Source organism: Mycolicibacterium chitae, from assembly GCF_900637205.1.
Taxonomy (GTDB): domain Bacteria; phylum Actinomycetota; class Actinomycetes; order Mycobacteriales; family Mycobacteriaceae; genus Mycobacterium; species Mycobacterium chitae.
In genome coordinates this window covers 1640782-1655004 of sequence record NZ_LR134355.1, presented here as the reverse complement: position 1 = coordinate 1655004, position 14223 = coordinate 1640782, and the positions used below count along the sequence as shown (strand labels likewise).

Sequence of the window (14223 nt, the reverse complement as noted above, 5' to 3'; positions counted from 1 at the left end):
CATCGCTGGTAGCGGTGGTCGCGCTCGTCAAAGTCTTCATCCGGACGTTCGCCGCCGGTTTTGACGACGTTCACCCGGAGTCAGTATCCCACACCGCGCCAGGCCGCCGGACCAGGCTGGGAATTTGCCGACGTGGACGGAGAGTCAGCGCTCGGGGAACCAGAGCGCGATCTCGCGCTCGGCGGACTCGGTCGAATCCGAGCCGTGCACCAGGTTGAACTGGGTCTCCAGGCCGAAGTCGCCGCGGATCGTGCCGGGCGTGGCCTTCTCCACGGGATCGGTGCCGCCGGCCAACTGCCGGAACGCGGCGACCGCGCGGGGACCCTCCAGGATGGCGGCGATGACCGGGCCGGAGGTGATGAACTCGAGCAGCGAGTCGAAGAACGGCTTGCCGTCGTGCTCGGCGTAGTGCGCGCGGGCGACCTCGTCGCTGACGTTCCTCAGTTCGAGCGCGGCGATCGACAGCCCCTTGCGTTCGATGCGGCTGATGATCTCCCCCACCAACTGTCGCTCTACACCGTCGGGCTTGATCAATACGAGAGTCCGCTCAGTCACGGCGATCAGCGTACCGGGTGCCAAGATCGGCCGCTGATCGTCATCGGTGTTCGAAGTGCTGGTAGTCCAGCGGGCTGCGCCAGTGCCCGCCCCAGACCCAGCCGCGATCGGTGAACGCCCGCACCGCCGAACCGCCGTCGTGCAACGTCCCGGCGTCGACGCGACGCCGATCGACGAACGGCGCACCGTTGCGCGGTTCGACCGCACCGCTGCCGTCGATGAACGGGTTCAGCACGGGGTTGATGTCGATGGCGCGGCCGCGGGCGTGGAACGACCAACTGCCGCTGCCGGGGATGCGCCGGCAGTTGAACGCCGAGGTGTTGTTGTCCTCCATCGACGCCTCGTCCGAGGCGCCCGGATAGTGGTCCAGGGTCACCATTTTCGCGATCGGATAGCGCATCCGGTACAGCTCGCCGAAGATCTCGATGACCTCGTCCGCCAGGTCCTGGTGCACCACCAGGTCCCCGCGCCGGGTCTGGCCCTCGAAGTCGATGTGGCTCAGGTTGATTCGCCGCAGCTGCGCCGGGTCGACGGGACAGTCCGGACGCCAGCTGGCACCCAGCTCCGCGGCGGTGACCGGATGGGTGGTGGCCGGCGGTGGGTCGACGGGCGGGGCCGGCGGTGCGGGCGGGGGCGGTGCTGGCGGCGGGGGCGCAACGACGGTCGCCGTGGTTTCGGGCGCAGTGGTCGGGGCAACCGCGCTGCTCGACGGGGTCGACGGCGGGGCGGGTTCGGGTGCCGGGCTGCAACCGACCAGCACGGCGACGACCGCCGCGCCGACGGTGGCGCGGGACCGGGACGCAGGCAGGTACCTCACCGCATCGATGGTCCCCTCAACCGGCGGGCGGGGGCTACTGTTGACCGGGCAGCAAACCCCGTCGCTGCCGGCGCAGCACCTCGGCGCGCAGGTAGACGATCATCAGCCAGACGATGCCGAAGATGATTCCGATGAAACCCACCCCGGGATACAGCGCCCAGCCCGCGATCAGGATCACCTGCACGCCCAGGTTGGCCCAGATCGCCCAGGGCCGGCCCTGGATGCCGGACATCAGCACCAGCACCAGCGCGAAGGCCACCAGGAACGCGGTGGAGACGGGCGTCAGTCCCCCGCCGACCGTGCCGACCACCGGCAGGGCGAGCAGCACCACGATGGCCTCGAGGATGAGCGTCGCCGCCATGACGCCGCGGAAGCTCTTCCACGGGTCCGCGTCGGCCGGTGTCGGTTCCTGATCGGTCACTCCGGTTCCCTCCCGAACAGTGTGCGCGCGGCGCCGGCGGTCACGACCGAACCGGTGATGACGATGCCGGTGCCCGACATCGCCGCGTCCGCGCCGGCGTCCTCGGCCACCGCGGTGGCGGTCTCGATGGCGTCGGCCAGGGTCTGCGCGACAATCACGCGCTCCGGACCGAAGCGTTCCTCGGCCCGCAGGGCGAGTTCGGCGACGTCCATCCCGCGCGCCGAACCGTTGTGGGTGACCACGATCTGATCGAACGCGGGCTCGAGGGCCGCGAGGATGCCGTCGACGTCCTTGTCGGCCATCACCGCGACCACGCCCACCAGGTACTGGAAGTCGAACTCCTCGGCCAACGCGGCGGCCAGCGCGCCGGCACCGGCCGGGTTGTGCGCCGCGTCGATGAATACCGTTGGGGCGCTGCGCATCCGCTCCAACCGGCCGGGGCTGGCGACGGCGGCGAAACCGGCCCGCACCGCGTCGATGTCGAGTTGTCTCTCGGCGCCGGCCCCGAAGAACGCCTCCACCGCGGCCAGCGCGACGACGGCGTTGTGCGCCTGATGCGCGCCGTGCAGGGGCAGGAACACCTCGGAGTACACCCCGCCGAGGCCCTGCAGTTCCAGCAGCTGCCCGCCGATGGCGACCTGCCGGCTCAGCACCGCGAACTCCGAACCCTCGCGGGCCACCGCGGCGTCGGCCTCGACGGCCTGGGCCAGCAGCGCCTCCATGGCCTCGGGGGTCTGCTCGGCGATGATGGCGACGGTGTCGACGGGCACCAGGTCGTCGGGTTGGCGCTTGATCACCCCGGCCTTCTCCCGGGCGATGCCGGCGATGTCGGAGCCGAGGTACTCGGCGTGGTCGACGCCGACGGGGGTGATCACGGCGACGGGCGCGCTGACGACGTTGGTGGCGTCCCAGCGGCCCCCCAACCCCACCTCGACGACCGCGATGTCCACCGGGGCGTCGGCGAACGCCGCGAACGCCATCGCGGTGAGCACCTCGAACTTGCTCATGGCCGGGCCGGGGGCACCGAGCGCGCCGGACTCCGACTGCTGGTCGACCAGCTGGATGAACGGCTCGAGCTCGCGGTAGGTGTCCACGTACAGCGCTGGGCTGATGGGCTTTCCGTCGATCGCGATGCGTTCGACGGCCGACTGCAGATGCGGGCTGGTGGTGCGTCCGGTGCGGCGGTGCAGCGCGGTCAGCAGCGCGTCGATGATCCGCGCGACCGAGGTCTTGCCGTTGGTGCCCGCGACGTGGATGCACGGATAGGACAGCTGCGGTGACCCCAGCATCTCCAGCAGCGCGGCGATGCGCGCGGTCGACGGCTCGATCTTGGTCTCCGGCCAGCGCTGGTCGAGCAGATGCTCGACCTGCAGCAGCGCGGCGATCTCGTCCGGAGTGGGTGCACTCATGTGGGCAACGCACCCAGCCTGGTGCTGATGCGCTCGACTTCCTCGGTGGCCAGCCGCTGCCGTTCCCGGATCTTCGCGACGACCGGCTCGGGGGCCTTGGCCAGGAACGCCTCGTTGCCCAACTTCGCTGTGGTGCCGGTCAATTCCTTCTGCGCGGCGGCCAGGTCCTTCTCCAGCCGGCGGCGCTCGGCGGCGACGTCGACGGTGCCGGAGGTGTCGACCTCCACCAGCACGGTTCCGTCGGTCAGGCGCACCTCGATCGAGGCGGTCGGGGTGAAGCCGTCCTCGGCGCCGGTCAACCAGGCCAGCGCGTGCACCGCGGCCAGCTGTGAGGTGATGTCGGCCGCGTCGGTGCCGGACAGCCGGGCCGGCACCTTTTGCCGGTCGGCCAGGCCCTGATCGCTGCGGAACCGGCGCACCTCGGTCACCAGCTTCTGCATGTCCGAAACCCGTTTGGCCGCCGCCGGTTCCAACGCGATGCCGCTGGGCTGCGGCCACGGCGCGACGACGAGGGACTCCGCACCGGTGAGCGCCTTCCACAACACCTCGGTGACGAACGGCATCACCGGGTGCAGCAGCTTGAGCAGGCTGTCGAGCACCGTGGCCAGCACCGCGGAGGTGTGCGCCGCGCCGGTCGCGTCCTGTGCGCCGATCTGCACCTTGGCGAGTTCGACGTACCAGTCGCAGAACTCGTCCCAGGCGAAGTGGTACAGCGACTCGCACGCCCGGCTGAACTCGTAGGCGTCGAACGCCGAATCCACCTCGGCGCGCACCTGTTCGAGCCGGCCGAGGATCCAGCGGTCGGCGTCGGTGAGCGCGTCGAGGGCGGGCAACTCGGCCGGGGCGGCACCGTTGATCAGCGCGAAGCGGGTCGCGTTGAACACCTTGGTGGCGAAGTTGCGCGATGCCCGGGCGTGGTCCTCGCCGATCGACAGGTCACCGCCGGGGCTGGCACCGCGGGCCAGGGTGAAGCGCAGCGCGTCGGCACCGAACAACTCGACCCAGTCCAGCGGGTCGATGCCGTTGCCCTTCGACTTGCTCATCTTGCTGCCGTGTTCGTCACGAATCAGGCCGTGCAGGAACACATTCTGGAACGGGACCTGCGGGCCGCGGGCACCGTCGGCGGTGATGGCCGCGTCGTCGCCGACGAAGGTGCCGAACATCATCATCCGGGCCACCCAGAAGAACAGGATGTCGTAGCCGGTCACCAGCACCGTGGTGGGATAGAACTTCGCGAGTTCGGGGGTGCGGTCGGGCCAGCCCATGGTCGAGAACGGCCACAGCGCCGAGGAGAACCAGGTGTCCAGCACGTCCGGGTCCTGTTCCCAGCCCTCCGGCGGCGTCTCGTCGGGGCCCACGCACACCTTCTGGCCGTCGGGGCCGTGCCAGATCGGGATGCGGTGCCCCCACCACAGCTGCCGGGAGATGCACCAGTCGTGCATGTCGTCGACCCAGGAGAACCAGCGCGGTTCCAGGCTCGGCGGGTGGATCACGGTGTCGCCGTTGCGCACCGCGTCCCCGGAGGCCTTGGCCAGCGACTCGACCTTGACCCACCACTGCAGGCTCAACCGCGGCTCGATGGGCTCGCCGCTGCGCTCGGAATGGCCGACGCTGTGCAGATAGGGGCGCTTCTCCTCGACGATGCGGCCCTGCGCCGCCAGCGCCTCGCGGATCGCCACCCGGGCCTCGAACCGGTCCATGCCGTCGAATTCGGTTCCGGTGTCGGCGATCCGGCCCTTGGTGTCCATCATGGTGGGCATCGGCAGCTGATGGCGCAGCCCGATCTCGAAGTCGTTCGGGTCGTGCGCCGGGGTCACCTTGACCGCGCCGGTGCCGAACTCGGGATCCACGTGCCCGTCGGCGACGATGCGGATCTCGCGGTCCAGGAACGGGTGCGGCAAGGTGGTGCCGACCAGGGCTCGGTACCGCTCGTCGTCGGGGTGTACCGCGATCGCGGTGTCGCCCAACATGGTTTCCACCCGGGTGGTGGCCACCACCAGATGCGGCTCGGCATCGGACATCGAGCCGTACCGGAAGGACACCAACTCGCCCTCGACGTCGGAGTACTTGACCTCGAGGTCACTGATGGCGGTCTCGAGCACCGGCGACCAGTTCACCAGCCGCTCGGCCTGATAGATCAGCCCGGCGTCGTAGAGCCGCTTGAAGATCGTGCGGACCGCCCTGGACAGCCCCTCGTCCATGGTGAAGCGGTCGCGACTCCAGTCGACGCCGTCGCCGATCCGGCGCATCTGGTCGCCGATGGTGCCGCCGGACTCGCGCTTCCAGTCCCACACCTTCTCGATGAACTTCTCGCGGCCGAGGTCTTCCTTGGTGGTGCCGTCGGCGGCGAGCTGCTTCTCGACGACGCTCTGGGTGGCGATGCCGGCGTGGTCCATGCCGGGCAGCCACAGCACCTCGAAGCCCTGCATCCGCTTGCGGCGGGTCAGCGCGTCCATCAGGGTGTGGTCCAGCGCGTGGCCCATGTGCAGGCTGCCGGTCACATTCGGCGGCGGCAACACGATGGAGTAGGCCGGCTTGTCGCTGGCGGGGTCGGCGGTGAAGTAACCGGCGTCCACCCACCCCTGGTACAGCTCGCTCTCTACGGCCTGCGGATCCCAGGACTTCGGAAGGGATTCAGCGCGGGTATTAGGGGTGGCGGTCACCCATCGATTCTAGGTAGCAGCTCAAACCGACGCGAAGGCCCCCGACCTCGACGGAGATCGGGGGCCTTCGGAACCGGTCGCGTTCGCTGAACCGCGCCCGCCACCGGGTCGACGTTTGTTACTTCTTACCGCCCAGCAACCCGCCCAGGATGTCGCCGATCGGGTTGTTGCCACCGCTGCCGCCGCCGAGCACGCTGCCCAGGATGCTGCCCAGTGCGTTGTTGCCGCCACCGCCGCCGGTCGCGCCGCCGAGGATGCTGCCGAGCACGTCGCCGAGCACCCCGCCGCCGCCCTGCTGGGCCTGGGCCGGGGCGTTGTTGCCGGCGAACTGCTTGCCGATGTAGGCCAGCACGATGGGCGCCAGGATCGGCAGCAGCCGCTTGATCAGGTCGCCGCCGGCGCCACCGGCACCACCGCCGGCCAGCGCGGACGCCACGGTGTCGCTGTTGTTGCCGCCGAAGATGTTGGCGACGATCTTGTCGCCGTCGTTCTCGTCCACGTCGTCGACGGCCACGCCGCCGTCGAGCAGTCCGGCGTGCTTCTCGGCCGAGGAGGCGATCTTGCTGGCCACCTGGTCATCGTTCTGCGCGTTCACCTGCAGGCCGCCCACCAGCGCCGGCACCAGTTGCTGGATGGCGTTGTTGACCTCACCCTCGGGCGCACCGAGCCTGCTCGCGATGTCTTGTACCGGGATCTGTGCGAACAGATCGTCGAGTCCGGCCATGCTTCACCTTCTGTCTGTCTTTGCTATTTGTGGACGTATTTCGCCGATGACAGTAGTCCAAACGATCTTGGTTCAGGCGTGATCGTCGGTGATTCAGCCCAGCCGTTCCGTGGTCAGCGTGACCCCGGCGGCGGGCAGTCTGGTCAGCAGCGCGTCCCCGGCCGCCGCAGCCGGGGTCAGCACGCCACGCAGCGGAGATAGCGCCTCGCGGTCCAAGGCCAACGCCAGGCCGGTCTCCCCCAGCAGCACCGCGGTGGCCTTGTATCCGGGGTCGCCCTGCTGGGCGATCGTGGCCCGGTAGCGCGCCCCGGTGGCGGTGGTGGTGTAGGTCTCGATGGTGTAGTGGCCGCGTTCCCTGGTTTGTTCGCTGGGACCCTCGCCCGGCTTGGGGACCACGCGGTCGACGAGGCCGCGCGGCAGGAACTTGAAGAAGCGGCTCCCCAGGCCCAGCGCCGCCGCGTTGACCCCCGTCACCGCGGCGGCCGCCAGCGGCGCCACCAGCGACCGGCCGACGCTCATCTGCTCGCCGTATTCGAACTTGCGGCCGTAGGCGTAGTCCAGTAACGCGTTGCTGCGCCGCACAATTCGGCTGTTGGGCATCGCCATCGCGAACGCCGCGGTCCAGTATCCGCGCAGTTCGGGGGCGATCTCGGCGCCGCGGCGCCACCGCACGTCGGGCTGGGCGCCCAGGTTCGGCTCGGCACCGCGGTCCGGGCTCAACGTGTAGGGATCGTTGAGTTCGTCGCGCAGCTTCGGGTCGTTCGAGGCCGCCGTCATCAACTCCAGCATCGAGGCCGTCGTACCGCCGGACACCCCGCCGGCGAAGGTCCGCACCACCAGGTTGGTGTCCCGCAGTTCGCCCGCCCCGTCGGCCTGTGCCCGCTTGTAGAGCGCGTAGACGTTCATGTCCGACGGGATGGAGTCGAACCCGCACGCGTGCACGATCCGCGCGCCGGTGTCGATGGCCTGCTTGTGGTAGAGGTCCATGCTCTCGAGGATGAAGTTGGGTTCCCCGGTCAGGTCCGCGTAATCGGTGCCGGCCGCCGCGCAGGCCGCGACCAGCGGCAGACCGTACTTCGCATACGGGCCGACGGTGGTGATGACCACCCGGGTGCGGGCGGCCATGTCGTTGAGCGTCGAGGGCGAGGATGCGTCCGCGGTGAGGATCGGCCAGTCCTGCGCCGCGGCGCCCAGCGAGTCGCGCACGGCCAGCACCTTGTCGGGGGAACGCCCGGCCAGCGCGATGCGCGCCCCGGTGCCCGCGCGGGACAGATACTCGGCGGTCAGCTTGCCCACGAACCCTGTCGCGCCGTACACGACGATGTCGAATTCGCGGTCGGATTCCCGTTGTGTTTCGGCCATGGGAATCAACCTACCGCCGTCGGCGGCGCCGCCCCCGAGGCAATCGCGCCGCGGTGCCCTAGGTTCGAATTGTGACGGGCGGCGCGGGCGCGGGCAGATCCTTTCTCGTCGTCGGCGCCGGGATCGCCGGCCTGGCCACCGCGGCGGCGCTGCAGCGCCGCGGCCATTCGGTGCGGGTGTTCGAGGAGCGCCGGGATACCGCGATCGGCGCGGGCATCAGCATCTGGCCCAACGCTCTGGCCGCCCTCGACGAGATCGGGCTGGGCGACCCGGTGCGGCAGGCCGGCGGGCGGGTCACCGCCGGGGCGTTGCGCTGGCACGACGGCACCTGGCTGCGCCGGCCGTCGGCGCAGCGCATGGTCAAGGCGCTCGGCGAGCCGCTCGTGGTGATCCAGCGCGGCGCGCTGGGCGACATCCTCACCGGTGCGTTGCGCGACGGGACGGTGTCCTACGGCGTGGCGGTGCGCGCCGTCGAACGCACGGCGACCGGCGCCGCGGTGCGCACCGCGGCCGGTGAGCGCATCGAGGCGGACGCGGTGATCGGCGCCGACGGGGTGAACTCGGTGGTGGCGCGGCACCTCAACGGCGCGTTGCCCGCGCGCTACGCCGGGTACACGGCCTGGCGCGGCGTCGCCGATGTCGCACTGGACCCGGACCTGGCCGGGGAGACGCTGGGCGCCGGGACCGAGGTGGGTCATGTGCCCCTGGGCGCCGACCGCACCTATTGGTTCGCCACCGAGCGACTCCCGGAGGGTCACCGCTGCCCCGACGGGGAGCTGGCCTACCTGCGCGCGAAGTTCGCCGACTGGGCCCACCCGGTGCCCGCCGTGCTGGCGGCCACCGCGACCGAACAGGTCCTGCGCAACGATCTGTACGACCGCGCTCCCGCCCGCACCTGGGCCGCGGGGGCCGTGGTGCTCGTCGGCGACGCGGCCCACCCGATGCGGCCCCATCTCGGCCAGGGCGGCTGTCAGGGGTTGGAGGACGCCGCGATCCTGGCGCACCTCATCGGCGCGGAGCCCTCGGATCTGCCGGGGTCCTTCGCCCGGTACGCGGCGGTGCGCCGGCCGCGACTGCGGCGCCTGGTGTGGGAGTCGAAGTTGGTGGGCCGGGTGGTCAACCTGCGGCCGGCTGTTCTCGGTGCGGCCGCGAGTCGGGCCACCGTGCTGATCCCCGAGGCGCTGTTGACGCGGCATCTGGCCGGCATCGCCGCCGGGTCGGCGTTCCGGCTGCCCGTGGTCTGACCCTCGCACCGAACGCAACAGCGCCGGACACTTCGGCAGTGTCCGGCGCTGTGCGCGTTGAAGGTGGTGTTAGCCGCGTCCGCCGCAGCTCGGCCACGCGCCGATGCCCTGGCTGCGCAGGGTGTTCTCCGCGACGCGGATCTGCTCGGACTTGCTGGCGTTGTGCGGCGAGCCGGAGCCGCCGTTGGCGTGCCAGGTGCTCATGGAGAACTGCAGGCCACCGTAGTACCCGTTACCGGTGTTGATGGCCCAGTTACCGCCGGACTCGCAGGCCGCGATGGCATCCCAGTTGACGCTGTCCGCGTTGGCGGTAGCGGTCCCCAGGGCCAGCGGAGCGGCAACAATCGCTCCACCGATGGCGGCCATGGTGAGCTTCTTCCGGAGGTTCTTCAAAGGTCATTCCTTTCGCAACGCGCGCGCCGATGAACACGTCCAACTCGGCTTCGAGTCGGACGTGTGATGCCTGTCGCCAGGCCAGCGTTTGGGTTGGGGCGTGCCATCTCGGTCAGGCACGACAACGGGGGGTAGAGCACCCCGCCGGAACATCGGTCCGGCGGCCGGTGAGGCCTGTCGGCCTCTCACGGCCCCATTCACACGCAGGGGTTCGTAGATTCAGTTTTTCGTTTCCCTGTTCGGGTCGGAATCGAACGTACGGACCCGATTCGGGTTAGTCACATCGCCAAAACGGGTATCTCGGTTTGATAACGGACAGATCACGGTCGAACCTGAGAGAAATCTGTGCAGGTCACGCGGGGATTCTGAAAGCGCTGCGATCTCGCACGCCGTGGCCGTATTTGTGACGCGAATCACCACGATTTTGTGACCCCGCACACGTAACGATCTGGCCGCCAAATCGATTGCAGGACAGCCATTCTGGTAGCAGCGTTACGGTTGTGAAAGTCGTGACTCGGCATTTCGGCGGCGCCCCGGGCCCAATTCAACAGTTTGCGTCGGCAATATCGAGCCCGACTAACGAATTCGGGTAGGCGCCGTTACCAAACCATTGTTTCAGCGCGCGCCGGCGATATCGGATTGTCGCCGCGGCGTGGTGAATCGCGGCGATGAATGGGAGCTATCCCCTTGCCGCGCAACGCCATTGGCCCGCCGGCCTCAGGGCAGATCCGCCGCGGAGTTGATATTGGTCAGGGCCGGCGTCGGGTCGAGCACGATCCGCTGGGTGTGCACCGTGTCCACGAGCGCGCGCATGCTGCGTTCGCCGGCGGCGACGAGGCCATCGATGCGGTCGGCCAAGGACGTCGCGTAGATGCCCGCCAGGTAGTGGTCGCGGCCGTCCCACGGCAACACCACGTCGGGGCCGACGTGGGCGGCCAGTTCGTCGATGAGCGCGGGAGTCATCAGCGGCATGTCCACGGCGCAGACGAACGCGCGTTCCCGACCGGCCTCGGCGGCGGCCCGCAGGCCCCGCCCCGTGGCCAGCAGCGGCCCGACGCCGCGGATCTCGTCGCGCAGGATGGTGGCCGGCAAGTCCGGAAGTTGTTGTCCTGGTGCGGCGATGACGAAGACGGGAGTGCAGCGGGCACTCAGCGCGGCGACCACCAACTCGACCATGGTCTGATCGCCATCGGGGCCACCGAACAGCACCGTGGCCTTGTCGCGGCCCATCCGTCGCGACGCCCCACCGGCCAGCACGACGCCGGCCAATGGGGAGGACATGGCACACAGATTAGCCCGCGGCCCGGGCCGAAAAAGGCCTTTGGGCGCGAAATCCGTGAGGATTTCGCGCCCAAAGGGTCGGTTCGGTGTCAGACGGTCCAGGTGTCAGACGGTCCAGGTGTCACGGCCACGCAGCAGCGACTGCAGGGCGGCGGTGTCGTTGGGGATGGTCTCCCGCGCCGACGCCACCTGCGCCCGGGCCTGATCGTTGTAGGTCGGACGACTCACCTGACGGAAGATGCCCATCACGGTGTGCTCGAGGTTCTGGTCACTCAGCCGCGACAGCGCGAACGAGTAGGCCGGATCCGCGATCGTGGCGTCGTGCACGACGATGTCCTCGGCCGCCACATCGGCGGTCTTGGCCACGTCGAGCCCGAATCCCGAACGCACGACGCAGTATTCACCGTCGGCGCCGAAGGTGATCGGTTCACCCTGGGTGACCCGGATGACGCGCTCCTCGGCGCCGTCCTTGCGCAGCACGTCGAACGAGCCGTCGTTGAAAATCGGGCAGTCCTGCAGGATTTCGACGATCGCGGCGCCGCGGTGCTCGGCGGCCCCGCGCAACACCGCGGTCAGGCCGGCACGGTCGGAGTCCAGCGCCCGACCGACGAAGGTGGCCTCGGCGCCCAACGCCAGCGACACGGGGTTGAACGGCGTGTCCAGCGAACCCATCGGCGTCGACTTGGTGACCTTGCCGACCTCCGAGGTGGGCGAGTACTGCCCCTTGGTCAGGCCGTAGATCCGGTTGTTGAACAGCAGGATGGTGATGTTCATGTTGCGGCGCAGCGCGTGGATCAGGTGGTTGCCACCGATCGAGAGCGCGTCACCGTCACCGGTGACCACCCAGACCGACAGGTCATCGCGCGCCAGCGTCAGGCCGGTGGCGATGGTCGGCGCGCGACCGTGGATCGAGTGGAATCCGTAGGTCTCCAGGTAGTACGGGAAACGGCTCGAGCAGCCGATGCCGCTGACGAACACCATGTTCTCGCGCTTGAGCCCCAACTCCGGGAGGAAGTTGCGGATGGTGTTGAGGATGACGTAGTCGCCGCAACCGGGGCACCAGCGGACCTCCTGGTCACTGGTGAAGTCCTTGCCCTTCTGAGGCACGTCGGTGGTGGGCACCCCGCTGGTCTTGCTCGGACCGGGCGTGATACCCAGGTCGACACCGCTGATGCTTCCCATCAAATCCGTCATACGTTCGCTCCTACGCCGGAATCCACCGTGGCTGCCGCCACGCGCGCGAATTTGGCTTTGTCACTTTCCTTTTCGGCCAACGTGCCATCGAGAGCCGCGTCGATGATGCCCTCGACCTCGTCGGCCAGAAACGCCATTCCCTGCACCTTGGTCACCGACTGCACGTCGACCAGGAACTTGCCGCGCAACAGCAGCGCGAGCTGGCCGAGGTTCATCTCGGGAGCGACCACCTTGGGGTAACGCTTCAGCACGTCACCGAGGTTGGCCGGGAATGGATTGAGATAGCGCAGCTGTGCGTGGGCCACCTTGATGCCCTTGCGCCGCGCCCGTCGGCAGGCTTCACCGATCGGTCCGTACGAACTGCCCCAGCCGAGCAGCAGCAGTTCGGCATCGCCGGTCGGATCGTCGACCTCGAGGTCGGGTACCTCGATCCCCTCGATCTTCTGCTGCCGCAGCCGGACCATCAGGTCGTGGTTGGCGGGCTCGTAGGAGATGTTGCCCGACCCGTTGGCCGATTCCAGGCCGCCGATGCGGTGCTCGAGTCCGGGCGTGCCGGGCACGGCGAACTGCCGGGCCAGCGTGTCCGCATCACGGGCGTACGGCTGGAACGGCTCACCCTGCTTGGCGAAGGTGTGCTCGATCTTCTCGTAGCCGGCGATGTCCGGAATCCGCCACGGCTCCGAGCCGTTGGCGATCGCGCCGTCGGACAGCAACACCACCGGGGTGTGGTACTTCACAGCGATCCGGGCGGCCTCCAGGGCCATGTCGAAGCAGTCGGACGGCGAGCGCGGCGCCAGCACGGCCACCGGCGATTCACCGTTGCGGCCGAACATCGCCTGCAGCAGGTCGGACTGTTCGGTCTTGGTCGGCAGACCCGTCGAGGGGCCGCCGCGCTGCACGTCGACGATCACCAGCGGCAGCTCGGTCATCACGGCCAGGCCCATGGCCTCGGACTTCAGCGAGATGCCGGGGCCGGAGGTGGTGGTCACGCCCAGCGAGCCGCCGTAGGAGGCGCCGATGGCCGAGCCGATGCCGGCGATCTCGTCCTCGGCCTGGAAGGTCAGGACGTTGAAGTGCTTGTGCTTGGACAGCTCGTGCAGGATGTCCGAGGCCGGGGTGATCGGGTAGCTGCCCAGCATCACCTGCAGGTCGGCGAGGTGACCCGCGGCGACCAGCCCGTAGGCCAGCGCGGTGTTACCCGAGATCTGCCGGTACTCGCCCTCGGGCAGCTTGGCCGGGGCGATCTCGTAGGTGGTGCCGAAGGCCTCGGTGGTCTCGCCGTAGTTCCAGCCGGCCTTGAGCGCCAGCACGTTGGCCTCGGCGATGTCGGGCTTGCGGGCGAACTTCTCCCGGATGAACGTCTCGCTGGTCTCGATCGGCCGGCCGTACATCCAGGACAGCAGCCCGAGGGCGAACATGTTCTTGGCGCGCTGACCGTCCTTCTTGGTGGCGCCGATCTCCTCGACGGCGCCCAGGGTCAGCGTGGTCATCGGCACGGCCTGCACGACGTACTCGGACAGCTCCTCGTTCTCCAGCGGGTTGGCCTCGTAACCGACCTTGGCCAGGTTGCGCTTGGTGAACTCGTCGGAGTTGGCGATCACCAGACCGCCGCGCGGCAGGTCGCCGATGTTGGCCTTGAGCGCGGCCGGGTTCATGGCCACGAGCACGTCGGGCCGGTCGCCGGCCGTCAGGATGTCGAAATCGGCGATCTGGATCTGGAACGACGAGACGCCGGGCAGCGTGCCCTGCGGCGCACGGATCTCCGCGGGATAGTTGGGCTGGGTCGCGAGGTCGTTGCCGAAGAGCGCGGCCTCCGAGGTGAACCGGTCACCCGTGAGCTGCATGCCGTCGCCGGAGTCACCGGCGAACCGGATGACGACCTTCTCCAGCTTCTGCCTTGGGTGTGTCGCCGAACCATTGACGCTCGGAGTCCCATCGACTGGCGTGCTGTCGCTTGGACCCACGTCTCCGCCTTTCGTCTGCACTGTCTGCGTTGTTGTCTGGGCTGATATCTGTTTGTCTTGGGTTAAATCTCGTCCTGTAGGTGTCTCTACATGCGCTGATGTGTGCTTGTATGACCCTGGACTTCGGTATGCCTGGGGATCTCCCGGGCGTCGCCATCCGAATGCGGACGCGCCGTTATAGCGGACCATCCGTAGT

12 protein-coding genes are annotated in these 14223 nt (G+C 69.0%); 1 reads left to right on the top strand and 11 read right to left on the bottom strand.

Going from position 1 to position 14223, the window contains the following annotated elements:
- Nucleotides 1-144: 144 nt before the first annotated feature.
- The 7 genes from ndk to EL338_RS07930 form a co-directional block, all read right to left on the bottom strand.
- Complete coding sequence (ndk, locus tag EL338_RS07960; RefSeq protein WP_126333231.1) at nucleotides 145-555, bottom strand: nucleoside-diphosphate kinase; 411 nt, start codon at nucleotides 553-555, stop codon at nucleotides 145-147.
- Nucleotides 556-595: 40 nt separating this feature from the next.
- The gene (locus tag EL338_RS07955) at nucleotides 596-1372 is read right to left on the bottom strand and encodes a M15 family metallopeptidase (protein WP_235666403.1); all 777 of its coding nucleotides are present in this window, start codon (nucleotides 1370-1372) and stop codon (nucleotides 596-598) included.
- Between the two features lie 34 nt (nucleotides 1373-1406).
- Entirely contained in the window at nucleotides 1407-1733 is a 327-nt protein-coding gene (locus EL338_RS07950; protein ID WP_179967258.1) for a DUF4233 domain-containing protein, read from the bottom strand.
- A 56-nt stretch (nucleotides 1734-1789) separates the two neighbouring features.
- Nucleotides 1790-3202: a bifunctional tetrahydrofolate synthase/dihydrofolate synthase gene (gene folC, locus EL338_RS07945; protein ID WP_126333228.1), complete on the bottom strand. Its 1413-nt coding sequence runs from the start codon at nucleotides 3200-3202 to the stop codon at nucleotides 1790-1792.
- The gene (locus tag EL338_RS07940) at nucleotides 3199-5865 is read right to left on the bottom strand and encodes a valine--tRNA ligase (protein ID WP_126333227.1); all 2667 of its coding nucleotides are present in this window, start codon (nucleotides 5863-5865) and stop codon (nucleotides 3199-3201) included. The genes folC and EL338_RS07940 overlap by 4 nt, the downstream gene beginning before the upstream one ends.
- Before the next feature lie 118 nt (nucleotides 5866-5983).
- On the bottom strand, nucleotides 5984-6589 hold the full coding sequence (locus tag EL338_RS07935) for a DUF937 domain-containing protein (protein ID WP_126333226.1): 606 nt from the start codon (nucleotides 6587-6589) through the stop codon (nucleotides 5984-5986).
- A 93-nt stretch (nucleotides 6590-6682) separates the two neighbouring features.
- Nucleotides 6683-7951, bottom strand: a complete 1269-nt coding sequence (locus tag EL338_RS07930) for a saccharopine dehydrogenase family protein (RefSeq protein WP_126333225.1) — start codon at nucleotides 7949-7951, stop codon at nucleotides 6683-6685.
- Between the two features lie 71 nt (nucleotides 7952-8022).
- Here EL338_RS07930 and EL338_RS07925 point away from each other — a divergent pair, with 71 nt between their 5' ends.
- Nucleotides 8023-9195, top strand: a complete 1173-nt coding sequence (locus EL338_RS07925) for an FAD-dependent oxidoreductase (RefSeq protein ID WP_126333224.1) — start codon at nucleotides 8023-8025, stop codon at nucleotides 9193-9195.
- A gap of 69 nt (nucleotides 9196-9264) precedes the next feature.
- Here the strand turns inward: EL338_RS07925 and EL338_RS07920 are convergent, their stop codons facing one another.
- The 4 genes from EL338_RS07920 to EL338_RS07905 form a co-directional block, all read right to left on the bottom strand.
- Complete coding sequence (locus EL338_RS07920; RefSeq protein WP_126333223.1) at nucleotides 9265-9588, bottom strand: transglycosylase family protein; 324 nt, start codon at nucleotides 9586-9588, stop codon at nucleotides 9265-9267.
- A 717-nt stretch (nucleotides 9589-10305) separates the two neighbouring features.
- The gene (gene mobA, locus EL338_RS07915) at nucleotides 10306-10869 is read right to left on the bottom strand and encodes a molybdenum cofactor guanylyltransferase (RefSeq protein WP_126333222.1); all 564 of its coding nucleotides are present in this window, start codon (nucleotides 10867-10869) and stop codon (nucleotides 10306-10308) included.
- A 105-nt stretch (nucleotides 10870-10974) separates the two neighbouring features.
- Nucleotides 10975-12063 carry a 2-oxoacid:ferredoxin oxidoreductase subunit beta gene (locus EL338_RS07910; protein WP_126333221.1) on the bottom strand — a complete coding sequence of 363 codons (1089 nt, stop codon included), beginning with the start codon at nucleotides 12061-12063 and terminating at the stop codon, nucleotides 10975-10977.
- On the bottom strand, nucleotides 12060-14027 hold the full coding sequence (locus EL338_RS07905; protein WP_235666402.1) for a 2-oxoacid:acceptor oxidoreductase subunit alpha: 1968 nt from the start codon (nucleotides 14025-14027) through the stop codon (nucleotides 12060-12062). Before EL338_RS07905 ends, EL338_RS07910 begins: the two co-directional genes overlap by 4 nt.
- Between the last annotated feature and the right edge of the window lie 196 nt (nucleotides 14028-14223).